The sequence below is a fragment of the Variovorax sp. P1_H12_2 genome (assembly GCF_056405335.1).
Genome location: NZ_JBFUCI010000273.1, coordinates 1 through 8,717, shown reverse-complemented (window position 1 = coordinate 8,717; position 8,717 = coordinate 1). Strand labels below are relative to the sequence as shown.

General features: G+C 65.4%; 16 protein-coding genes and 1 pseudogene. 3 read left to right on the top strand and 14 right to left on the bottom strand.

Annotation, left to right across the window (positions count from 1 at the left end):
• Both AC1D2K_RS23405 and AC1D2K_RS23400 read right to left on the bottom strand, forming a co-directional pair.
• A partial coding sequence (locus AC1D2K_RS23405) for a PTS sugar transporter subunit IIA (protein ID WP_478091356.1) occupies positions 1-317 on the bottom strand: 317 nt, incomplete at its 3' end.
• A gap of 101 nt (positions 318-418) precedes the next feature.
• Positions 419-964, bottom strand: a complete 546-nt coding sequence (locus AC1D2K_RS23400; RefSeq protein WP_478091355.1) for a hypothetical protein — start codon at positions 962-964, stop codon at positions 419-421.
• A gap of 67 nt (positions 965-1,031) precedes the next feature.
• Here AC1D2K_RS23400 and AC1D2K_RS23395 point away from each other — a divergent pair, with 67 nt between their 5' ends.
• Positions 1,032-1,529 carry a TlpA family protein disulfide reductase gene (locus tag AC1D2K_RS23395; RefSeq protein WP_478091354.1) on the top strand — a complete coding sequence of 166 codons (498 nt, stop codon included), beginning with the start codon at positions 1,032-1,034 and terminating at the stop codon, positions 1,527-1,529.
• A gap of 126 nt (positions 1,530-1,655) precedes the next feature.
• On the opposite strand, the gene AC1D2K_RS23390 is transcribed toward AC1D2K_RS23395, so the two are convergent.
• On the bottom strand, positions 1,656-2,102 hold the full coding sequence (locus tag AC1D2K_RS23390; protein WP_478091352.1) for a c-type cytochrome: 447 nt from the start codon (positions 2,100-2,102) through the stop codon (positions 1,656-1,658).
• A 149-nt stretch (positions 2,103-2,251) separates the two neighbouring features.
• Between AC1D2K_RS23390 and AC1D2K_RS23385 the strand changes: the two genes are divergently transcribed.
• Both AC1D2K_RS23385 and AC1D2K_RS23380 read left to right on the top strand, forming a co-directional pair.
• Entirely contained in the window at positions 2,252-2,968 is a 717-nt protein-coding gene (locus tag AC1D2K_RS23385) for a cytochrome b/b6 domain-containing protein (RefSeq protein WP_478091351.1), read from the top strand.
• The gene (locus AC1D2K_RS23380) at positions 2,965-3,546 is read left to right on the top strand and encodes a GNAT family N-acetyltransferase (protein WP_478091349.1); all 582 of its coding nucleotides are present in this window, start codon (positions 2,965-2,967) and stop codon (positions 3,544-3,546) included. The genes AC1D2K_RS23385 and AC1D2K_RS23380 overlap by 4 nt, the downstream gene beginning before the upstream one ends.
• 109 nt (positions 3,547-3,655) lie before the next feature.
• Here the strand turns inward: AC1D2K_RS23380 and AC1D2K_RS23375 are convergent, their stop codons facing one another.
• From AC1D2K_RS23375 to AC1D2K_RS23325, 11 genes and pseudogenes are all read right to left on the bottom strand, one after another.
• Entirely contained in the window at positions 3,656-4,162 is a 507-nt protein-coding gene (locus tag AC1D2K_RS23375) for a redoxin family protein (protein ID WP_478091347.1), read from the bottom strand.
• 71 nt (positions 4,163-4,233) lie between these two features.
• The gene (gene rpsQ / locus AC1D2K_RS23370) at positions 4,234-4,503 is read right to left on the bottom strand and encodes a 30S ribosomal protein S17 (protein ID WP_442287817.1); all 270 of its coding nucleotides are present in this window, start codon (positions 4,501-4,503) and stop codon (positions 4,234-4,236) included.
• 9 nt (positions 4,504-4,512) lie between these two features.
• Positions 4,513-4,764 (bottom strand): 50S ribosomal protein L29, encoded by a 252-nt coding sequence (gene rpmC, locus AC1D2K_RS23365; RefSeq protein WP_478091346.1) that lies wholly within the window; start codon positions 4,762-4,764, stop codon positions 4,513-4,515.
• 14 nt (positions 4,765-4,778) lie between these two features.
• Positions 4,779-5,195: a 50S ribosomal protein L16 gene (gene rplP / locus AC1D2K_RS23360; RefSeq protein WP_028250943.1), complete on the bottom strand. Its 417-nt coding sequence runs from the start codon at positions 5,193-5,195 to the stop codon at positions 4,779-4,781.
• A 28-nt stretch (positions 5,196-5,223) separates the two neighbouring features.
• On the bottom strand, positions 5,224-6,150 hold the full coding sequence (rpsC, locus tag AC1D2K_RS23355) for a 30S ribosomal protein S3 (protein ID WP_478091344.1): 927 nt from the start codon (positions 6,148-6,150) through the stop codon (positions 5,224-5,226).
• 13 nt (positions 6,151-6,163) lie between these two features.
• Positions 6,164-6,496, bottom strand: coding sequence for a 50S ribosomal protein L22 (gene rplV, locus AC1D2K_RS23350; RefSeq protein ID WP_007838134.1), 333 nt, complete (start codon positions 6,494-6,496; stop codon positions 6,164-6,166).
• A 9-nt stretch (positions 6,497-6,505) separates the two neighbouring features.
• Entirely contained in the window at positions 6,506-6,784 is a 279-nt protein-coding gene (rpsS, locus tag AC1D2K_RS23345; RefSeq protein WP_062478874.1) for a 30S ribosomal protein S19, read from the bottom strand.
• A gap of 10 nt (positions 6,785-6,794) precedes the next feature.
• Positions 6,795-7,619: a 50S ribosomal protein L2 gene (rplB, locus tag AC1D2K_RS23340; protein WP_286370947.1), complete on the bottom strand. Its 825-nt coding sequence runs from the start codon at positions 7,617-7,619 to the stop codon at positions 6,795-6,797.
• A gap of 2 nt (positions 7,620-7,621) precedes the next feature.
• Positions 7,622-7,948, bottom strand: coding sequence for a 50S ribosomal protein L23 (gene rplW, locus AC1D2K_RS23335; protein ID WP_478091358.1), 327 nt, complete (start codon positions 7,946-7,948; stop codon positions 7,622-7,624).
• 5 nt (positions 7,949-7,953) lie between these two features.
• Positions 7,954-8,574, bottom strand: a complete 621-nt coding sequence (gene rplD / locus AC1D2K_RS23330) for a 50S ribosomal protein L4 (protein WP_286569495.1) — start codon at positions 8,572-8,574, stop codon at positions 7,954-7,956.
• A pseudogene (locus AC1D2K_RS23325) lies at positions 8,574-8,717 on the bottom strand (50S ribosomal protein L3); the annotation flags it as partial. The pseudogene AC1D2K_RS23325 and the gene rplD, both read right to left, overlap by 1 nt.

Sequence of the window (8,717 nt, the reverse complement as noted above, 5' to 3'; positions counted from 1 at the left end):
CGGTAGCTCACCGCGCGCAGCAGCATCGGCAGGTTGACGCCCGCCACCAGCCGCGAGCGGACGCCGTCGACCAGCTTCTGCGCCACGTTGCAGGGCGTGGCGCCGAACACGTCGGCCAGCACCAGCACCTGCGAGCGCGGGATGAGCTGCAGTTGGGCCAGCATGATGCGGGCGGCAGCGAGGGTTTCGTCCGGCGACACATTGGGCAGCACGTCGAGCGCGGCGATCGACGCCTCGCTGTCGGGAAAAACATGCAGCGCGCACTGCCGCAGCGCTTGGGCGAGCGGCGAGTGGGCGATGATGAGGATGCTGTTCATGCGGATCGGCGGACGGTCTCTCGATTATGCGGGGGCGCCCGCAGGATGTAGAAGGAAGACAACACGCAAGCATCCCACAATGCGACCGGGCGGCGACGGGCTCACGGGATGTGCAACCCTTCGAAGAAGGTGGGGAGCGCGTCCGTCGAAGAAGGCTTGCCGAGCACGGTCGCCTGGTACAGCGAGACCCCCTCCGGATGCAGTTGCGCAAACCACATCACATGCAGGGCCGTGGCCTGCGTACCGGCGCCGGCGTCCTGCGTGTCGAGCCGCACCGGCGCGGGTGCGTTCGCCGCCCGAAGCAGGGCGGCCTCGGTTTCGGTGGCCGGAACACCGGCGATCTGGCCGCGAGTCGCGGCGCGCCAGGCCCGCATCCAGCCTTCGGCCTGCGCCGGGCTGCCGGCGACCGCATGGGCGACCGCGAAGGTGGCGCCGCCAGCCTCGCAGCCCGCCATGTCCACCGTGACCGCCTCGACGCCCAATGGGAGCGAGCGGGTCGCGCGGTCGGGCTTGCACGGCAGCAGCGCGACGACGCCGTCGTTGCCGATCGGCACTTCGCGCCAGTTGAAGGTCGGGCTGCAGCCGGCGAGCGCGCTGGCGGCAATCCACGCGAACGCGGCGAGGCGGAGTCGGGGTGGCAAGGGCATCGGGAGCTCGATTATCGAGCGAGCCCGATCGGAACTAAAATCCGCAGGCCCGCTCCATCCTTCTTCCATGAAAAAAGTCGTCTGCACCGCCGCTGTCGCGATCGCCCTGGCCGTCGGCGTCGGTGTCTACCTGAGCACCGGGGTGTCGGCGGCGCCGGCATCGACCTTCGTGCTGCTCGACGGCAGCAAGAAGAGCACCGACGACCTCAAGGGCAAGGTCACGCTGGTCAATTTCTGGGCCACCAGCTGCGTCACCTGCGTCGCCGAGATGCCCAAGGTGATCGCCACCTACGACAAGTACCAGGCGCGCGGCTACGACACGCTGGCCGTGGCCATGAGCTACGACCCGCCGAGCTACGTGGTCAACTTCGCCGAGACCCGCAAGCTGCCGTTCAAGGTGGCGATCGACAACACCGGCGCCGTCGCCAAGGCCTGGGGCGACGTGCAGCTGACCCCCACCACCTACGTCGTCAACAAGCGTGGCGAGATCGTGAAGCGCTACGTCGGCGAACCCGACTTCGCCGAGCTCCATAAGCTCATCGAGAAACTGCTCGCCGAAGCCTAACCCTTCGGCCGGCGCAGCCCGGCCCCTTCGTGAAACACCGCGGAACCGGCTTCGCCGGGCCGCTGGTGTTGCCCCCGGTAGGGGGTGGGCGCCCGGACACGAAGTGCCGGGCAACCTGGGGGCGAGCTATTTGTTCCTGAAGGTGTCGTGGCAGGTCTTGCAGGTGTCACCCGCCGCGCCCACCGCGGCCTTCAACGCATCGAGATTGCCGGCCTTGGCGCCAAGCACCAGCTTGTCGGCGTCCGCCATCAGCCGCTCGCTGAGTTCCTTGAACTTGGCCTGCTCCTTCCAGATCTCTGGCTTGGCCTTGCCGCCTTCGGTGCCGGGCCCGAAGCCGCTCCACGGCAGCCTCGATATCTGGGCCACCACCTCGGCGTTGGCGGCGGCCGCCGCTGCGTCATAGGGCACCCGCCCACTGGCCATGCCGGCCAGACGGCCAAAGGTCTGGCTCTGGATGAACATGGCGCTTTGACGGTACTTGATGGCATCCTCGGCCTTGGCGAACTGCGCGGCGGCTGGAACCGCGAGCGCAAACGAAGCGGCCGCAAGGGCGAGCACGGCTGGACTTTTCATGCGTGGTTCTTTCTTGTTCAAGTGGCGGGCGATGCCGCGCGGGCCAGTTTAGGGATTGGCCGCCACCTGCGACTAGAGGTAACCCGCAGAACCCGCGACCCCGGAAGTTTGCTAATCTGCGGATCCCGCTCCTGCGCCCGCCGCCACCGATGACCGCTTCGTTCCAGACCCACACGCACCGCGCGGGGCTGGAGGTCGCCCCCTCGCAGCACACGCGCATCTGGGACCTGCCAACGCGCGTTTTCCACTGGCTGCTGGCGGCCGCCGTGACCGCCCAGATCGCGACCGGGCTCGGCGGCGCCATGGAATGGCACTTCCGGATCGGCTACGCGCTGCTGGCGCTGCTGCTGTTCCGAGGGTTCTGGGGCTTCGTGGGCGGACGCTGGTCGCGCTTCGCGAGCTTTCTCTATTCGCCCGGCTCGGTGGTCGACTATCTGCGCGGGCGCGCCCACCCCGATCACCTGATCGGCCATTCGCCGCTGGGAGCCCTGTCGGTGTTCGCCCTGCTGGGCCTGCTGGCGATCCAGGTCGCGACCGGCCTGGTGGCCGACGACGAGATCGCGGCCTCCGGCCCGCTCGCCCGCTTCGCCTCCAGTGGCATCGTCGCCGCGGCCACCCACTGGCACGCGGTCCAGGGCAAGTGGATCGTGATCGCGCTGGTCAGCCTGCACCTGCTGGCCGTTCTCTTCTATGTGCTGGTCCGTCGGCAACGGCTGGTGCGGCCGATGATCACGGGCGACAAGCGACTCGTCGACGGCGCCGCCGCGGCGCCGAGCCGCGACGACGCCGCCTCGCGGCTGCTGGCCATGGCGGTGTTTGCAGCCTGCGCCGCCCTTGCGACCTGGATCGCGTCGCTGCGCGTATGAGCCATTCCTTGTCACGTCCGCTGCCGCTGGCAGATGCGCCGAACATCGTCATGGTCACGCCCGACGAGGCGCGCGAGTTCGAGGCGGTGCGCGCGATCTTCCGCGACTACGCCGCTTCGCTGCAGATCGATCTCGGTTTCCAGAATTTCGACCAGGAACTGGCCAGCTTGCCGGGGGAATACGCGGAGCCTCGCGGCGCCCTGTTGCTGGCGCTGGTCGACACCACCGAGGTCACGGCCGCGGTCGCCGCCGAGCCGCTGCCGCGAGCCCAGGGCCGGCTCGCGCACGTCGCGGGCTGCTGTGCGCTGCGCCCCCTGGACGCGGCCGACTATCCCAATGCGGCCGAGATGAAGCGGCTCTACGTGCGACCGCAGTTCCGTGGGCTCGGCCTGGGCCGGCAACTGGCCGAGGCCATCCTCGATGCCGCCCGCGGCGCCGGCTATGCCTGCGTGCTGCTGGACACGCTGGACGACATGGAGTCAGCCCGCGCCCTCTACGAGGACCTGGGCTTCGCGGAAGTGCCGCCCTACTATCACAACCCCATCGCGGGGTCGCACTACCTGAAAGCTGATCTGTAGCTCGCCCCCAGGTTGGCTCACTTCGTGTAGCCGCCCATCCCCTCCCGGGGGCCATACCAGCGGCCCGGCGAAGCCGGTTCCGCGGTATTCCACGAACAAGAGCTGAGCCTCAGCCCTTGGCTTGTGCCAACAGAGTGTCGGCGTCGCTGACTTCGAACTTGCCCGGGCCTTCGACGTTCAGGCTGGCGACCTTGCCGTCCTTCACGAGCATCGAGTAGCGATTGCTGCGCACGCCCATGCCGCGCGAGGTCAGGTCGAGCGTGAGCCCGGTGGCGTTGGCGAAGGCGGCACTGCCGTCGGCCAGCATGCGGACCTTGGTGCCGGTGTTCTGGTCGCGCGCCCAGGCGCCCATCACGAAGGCGTCGTTGACGCTCACGCACCAGATCTCGTCGACGCCGGCGGCCTTGAAGTCGTCGTAGTGCTGCACATAGCCCGGCACGTGCTTGGCCGAACAGGTCGGCGTGAAGGCGCCGGGCAGCGCGAACAGCGCGATGGTCTTGCCCGCGGCTGCCTTGGTGACGTCGACCGGGTTCGGGCCGATGCTGCAGCCCTCGCCTTCCACCTCGGAATATTCCTGCAGGGTTGCGGGAGGAAGGGTGTCGCCGACTTTGATCATGTGATGTGCTCCAGAAAAAGAAAAACGGCCCACATTGTGGGCCGCTTTCGGTTTGGCTGCTTCGCCTGCGATCAGACCAGAGCGGCCTTTTGAACCAGGCGGGTCACCACCCAGTTCTTCGACTTCGAGATCGGCCGGCTTTCGGTGATCTCGATGGTGTCGCCCAGCTTGTATTCGCCATTTTCGTCATGGGCGTGGTACTTGCTGGTCTTGGCCACGATCTTGCCGTAGAGCTCGTGCTTGACACGACGCTCGACCAGCACGGTCACGGTCTTCTGGCGCTTGTCGCTGACCACCTTGCCGATCAAGGTGCGCTTGAGGGACTTTTTAACTTCCGTCATGTTCACTCCTTACTTGGCGGCTGGGGTTTCTTGCTGCTTCTGCGCAAGAATGGTCTTGGCGCGCGCGATGTCGCGGCGCGTCACGCGCAGCGTCGAGGTGTTCGACAGCTGTTGCGTGGCCTTCTGCATGCGCAGGCCGAAATGGGCCTTCTGCAGGTCCTTGATTTCGGTTTGCAGGCCGGCGACGTCCTTGTCGCGCAGCGCTGCTGCCTTCGAAGTCTTGGCCGGAGCCGCGACTTCCTTCTTCTTACGTGTTGCCATGGTGTTCTCCTCGATCAGGCGCCGAGCTGGCGTGCGACGAAAGTCGTGCGCAGCGGCAGTTTGGCAGCGGCCAGACGGAACGCCTCGCGGGCGAGCTCTTCGGGCACGCCGACGATCTCGTAGATCACCTTGCCAGGCTGGATTTCGGCGACGTAGTACTCGGGGTTGCCCTTGCCGTTACCCATCCGCACTTCTGCGGGCTTGTGGGAGATCGGCTTGTCGGGAAACACACGAATCCAGATGCGTCCACCGCGCTTGACGTGGCGCGAGATCGCGCGACGTGCGGCTTCGATCTGGCGGGCCGTCAGGCGGCCGCGGTCGATCGACTTCAGGCCGAAGTCACCGAACGACACTGCGTTGCCGCGCGTCGCGATGCCGGTGTTGCGGCCCTTTTGTTCCTTGCGGAACTTTCTGCGTGCAGGTTGCAGCATTTTTGTTACTCCGTAGTTCTAAGACCGATCACTCGGTCTTGGCACCGTCAGCTGCTGCAGCTGGCGCGGCTTTGCGTACGCGCTTAACGGCGGGTTTCGAGTCTGCACCCGGTGCAGCCGGAGCTCCACCAGTGGCTTCTGCGGGCTTGTCGCTGCCATCGGCCGGAGCGACGTTGCCGCCGATCGGGCCACGGGCACCAGCGCGCGGGCCAGGACCGCGACGGTCCGAACCCGGACGGTCGCCACCCGGGCGGCCATCGCGACGCGGGCCGCGGGGGCGGCGCTCGTCGTCAGGACGCGGCGTTTCGACGGCCGGCAGGTCGTTGCGACCCAGCGTGTCGCCCTTGTAGACCCAGACCTTGACGCCGATGACGCCGTAGGTGGTCTTGGCTTCCGAGGTGCCGTAGTCGATGTCGGCGCGCAGCGTATGAAGCGGCACGCGACCTTCGCGGTACCACTCGCAACGCGCGATTTCGATGCCGTTCAGGCGGCCCGACGACATGATCTTGATGCCCTGGGCACCCAGACGCATGGCGTTCTGCATCGCACGCTTCATGGCGCGGCGGAACATGATCCGCTTTTCGAGCTGCTGCGTGATGCTGTCGGCGATCAGCTTGGCATCGATTTCGGGCTTGCGCACTTCTTCGATGTTGACCGCGACCGGCACGCCGAGCTGGCGACCGAGTTCACGCTTGAGGTTCTCGATGTCCTCGCCCTTCTTGCCGATCACGACGCCCGGACGTGCCGAGTAGATCGTGATGCGGGCGTTCTTGGCGGGACGCTCGATCAGCACGCGCGAAACGGATGCATTCTTGAGCTTCTTCTTCAGGTACTCGCGCACCTTGATGTCTTCGGCCAGCATGCCGGCGAAGTCTTTGTTGCTTGCGTACCAGCGGCTGGACCAGTTACGGCTGACCGCGAGGCGGAAGCCGGTTGGGTGGATTTTCTGTCCCATAGTTCTTCCAGCCTTAATTGCCAACCGTCACGTACACATGGCACGTGGGCTTGCTGATGCGATTACCGCGACCCTTGGCGCGCGCGGTGAAGCGCTTGAGCGTGGCGCCCTGCTCGACGTAGATGGTCTTGACCTTCAGTTCGTCGATGTCGGCACCGTCGTTGTGCTCGGCGTTGGCGATGGCCGACTCGAGCACCTTCTTGATGATCACAGCGGCCTTCTTCTGCGTGAACTGCAGAACGTTGAGCGCTTGATCGACCTTCTTGCCGCGGATCAAGTCAGCGACCAGACGGCCCTTGTCGACCGAAAGGCGGACGCCGCGGAGGACTGCACGTGTTTCAGACATGGTCGTTCCTTACTTCTTCTGGACTTTCTTGTCCGCGGGGTGCCCCTTGAACGTGCGCGTGAGCGCAAATTCGCCGAGCTTGTGGCCGACCATCTGGTCGGTGATGTACACGGGCACGTGCTGCTTGCCGTTGTGCACGGCAATGGTCAGGCCGATGAACTCGGGCAGGACCATCGAGCGACGCGACCAGGTCTTGATCGGCTTCTTGTCCTTGTTCGTCACGGCCTTGTCGGCCTTGGCCACGAGGTGGTGGTCGACGAACGGACCCTTTTTGAGAGAGCGAGTCATGTGCTAACCCTTACTTCTTGCGACGCGACACGATGAAGACTTGCGTGCGCTTGTTGTTACGGGTGCGATAACCCTTGGTCAGATTGCCCCATGGGTCGACAGGATGACGGCCTTCGCCGGTCTTGCCTTCGCCGCCACCGTGCGGGTGGTCGACCGGGTTCATCACCACGCCGCGAACGGTCGGGCGGATACCCATCCAGCGCTTCACACCGGCCTTGCCGAGCTGGCGCAGGCTGTGTTCTTCGTTGGCGACTTCACCGATGGTGGCGCGGCATTCGACGTGCACGCGGCGCACTTCACCCGAGCGCATGCGGACCTGGGCGTAGACGCCTTCGCGGGCCAGCAGCGTTGCGGACGTACCTGCCGAGCGAGCGATCTGCGCGCCTTTGCCGGGTTGCAGTTCGATGCAGTGGATGGTCGAGCCGACGGGGATGTTGCGGATCGGCAGCGTGTTGCCGGCGCGGATCGGGGCTTCCGAACCGCTCAGCAGCGTTGCACCGGCTTCCAGCCCGCGCGGGGCGATGATGTAGCGGCGCTCGCCGTCGGCGTAGCACACCAGCGCGATGTGGGCGGTGCGGTTCGGGTCGTACTCGATGCGTTCGACCTTGGCCGGGATACCGTCCTTGTTGCGCACGAAGTCCACCACGCGGTAGTGGTGCTTGTGGCCACCACCCTTGTGACGGGTCGTGATGTGACCGTTGTTGTTGCGACCGGCCTTCTGGAACTGGGGTTCCAGAAGGGGGGCGTGAGGAGCACCCTTGTACAGGTGGTCCCGCGAGATCTTCACCGCGCCGCGTTGGCCCGGCGAAGTGGGTTTCATCTTGATGACGGCCATGATTAAGCGCCTTCCCCGACGAGGTTGAGCTCTTGACCAGCCTTCAGCGTGACATAGGCCTTGCGAACGTTGTCGCGACGACCCATCGACTTGCCGAAGCGCTTGGACTTGCCCTTGGTATTGAGCACCGACACGCCCTGGACTTCGACCTTGAACATCAGTTCAACAGCGGCCTTGATCTCTGGCTTGGTGGCGTCCTGCAGCACCTTGAAGGTGACGGCATTGGACTTCTCGCCGACCATCGTGGCCTTTTCGGACACGACCGGGGCGACCAGCACGTTCATCAGGCGACCTTCGTCGAACTGACGCTGCTTGGGAGTAGGGTTCATGCGGCTCATGCGAACATCTCCTTGAGCTTGTCGACGGCACCCTTGGTGACCAGCACCTTCTTGTAGTGAACCAGCGACACCGGATCGGCGTAGCGCGGCTCGACCACGAGCACGTTGACGAGATTGCGCGAGGCCAGATACAGGTTCTCGTCGACTTCTTCGGCGATCACGAGCACGGACTCAAGGTTCATCGCCTTGAACTTGGCGGCCAGCGCCTTGGTCTTGGGCGAGTCGACCTTGATCGAATCGACCACGGCCAGACGGCCTTCGCGAGCGAGCTGCGAGAAGATCGACGCCATGCCGGCGCGGTACATCTTCTTGTTGATCTTCTGCGAGAAGTTTTCGTCGGGCATGTTCGGGAAAATCCGGCCACCCCCGCGCCACAGCGGCGAGGACGTCATACCAGCACGGGCGCGGCCCGTTCCCTTTTGCTTGAAAGGCTTCTTGGTCGAGTGCTTGACCTGCTCGCGGTCCTTCTGGGCGCGCGTGCCTTGGCGGGCGTTGGCCTGGAATGCGACGACGATCTGGTGAACCAGGTCTTCGTTGTAGTCACGGCCGAACACGGTCTCGGGGGCGTCGTACTTCGACGCGGCCTGGCCTTGTTCGTTCAGGAGTTCGAGTTCCATTACTTGGCTCCTTCAGCGGCTTGCGGCTTGGCCTTGACGGCCGGACGCACGGTGACGAAGCCACCCTTCGAGCCGGGGATCGCGCCCTTGATCAGGAGCAATTGACGCGCTTCGTCGATGCGGATCACGTCGAGGTTCTGGGT

Excerpts from the sequence above, each read along its gene's own strand:
- AC1D2K_RS23400 (WP_478091355.1), bottom strand. The coding sequence starts at position 964 with ATGCCCTTGCCACCCCGACTCCGCCTCGCCGCGTTCGCGTGGATTGCC.
- AC1D2K_RS23395 (WP_478091354.1), top strand. The coding sequence starts at position 1,032 with ATGAAAAAAGTCGTCTGCACCGCCGCTGTCGCGATCGCCCTGGCCGTC.
- AC1D2K_RS23390 (WP_478091352.1), bottom strand. The coding sequence starts at position 2,102 with ATGAAAAGTCCAGCCGTGCTCGCCCTTGCGGCCGCTTCGTTTGCGCTC.
- AC1D2K_RS23385 (WP_478091351.1), top strand. The coding sequence starts at position 2,252 with ATGACCGCTTCGTTCCAGACCCACACGCACCGCGCGGGGCTGGAGGTC.
- AC1D2K_RS23380 (WP_478091349.1), top strand. The coding sequence starts at position 2,965 with ATGAGCCATTCCTTGTCACGTCCGCTGCCGCTGGCAGATGCGCCGAAC.
- AC1D2K_RS23375 (WP_478091347.1), bottom strand. The coding sequence starts at position 4,162 with ATGATCAAAGTCGGCGACACCCTTCCTCCCGCAACCCTGCAGGAATAT.
- rpsQ (WP_442287817.1), bottom strand. The coding sequence starts at position 4,503 with ATGACGGAAGTTAAAAAGTCCCTCAAGCGCACCTTGATCGGCAAGGTG.
- rpmC (WP_478091346.1), bottom strand. The coding sequence starts at position 4,764 with ATGGCAACACGTAAGAAGAAGGAAGTCGCGGCTCCGGCCAAGACTTCG.
- rplP (WP_028250943.1), bottom strand. The coding sequence starts at position 5,195 with ATGCTGCAACCTGCACGCAGAAAGTTCCGCAAGGAACAAAAGGGCCGC.
- rpsC (WP_478091344.1), bottom strand. The coding sequence starts at position 6,150 with ATGGGACAGAAAATCCACCCAACCGGCTTCCGCCTCGCGGTCAGCCGT.
- rplV (WP_007838134.1), bottom strand. The coding sequence starts at position 6,496 with ATGTCTGAAACACGTGCAGTCCTCCGCGGCGTCCGCCTTTCGGTCGAC.
- rpsS (WP_062478874.1), bottom strand. The coding sequence starts at position 6,784 with ATGACTCGCTCTCTCAAAAAGGGTCCGTTCGTCGACCACCACCTCGTG.
- rplB (WP_286370947.1), bottom strand. The coding sequence starts at position 7,619 with ATGGCCGTCATCAAGATGAAACCCACTTCGCCGGGCCAACGCGGCGCG.
- rplW (WP_478091358.1), bottom strand. The coding sequence starts at position 7,948 with ATGAACCCTACTCCCAAGCAGCGTCAGTTCGACGAAGGTCGCCTGATG.
- rplD (WP_286569495.1), bottom strand. The coding sequence starts at position 8,574 with ATGGAACTCGAACTCCTGAACGAACAAGGCCAGGCCGCGTCGAAGTAC.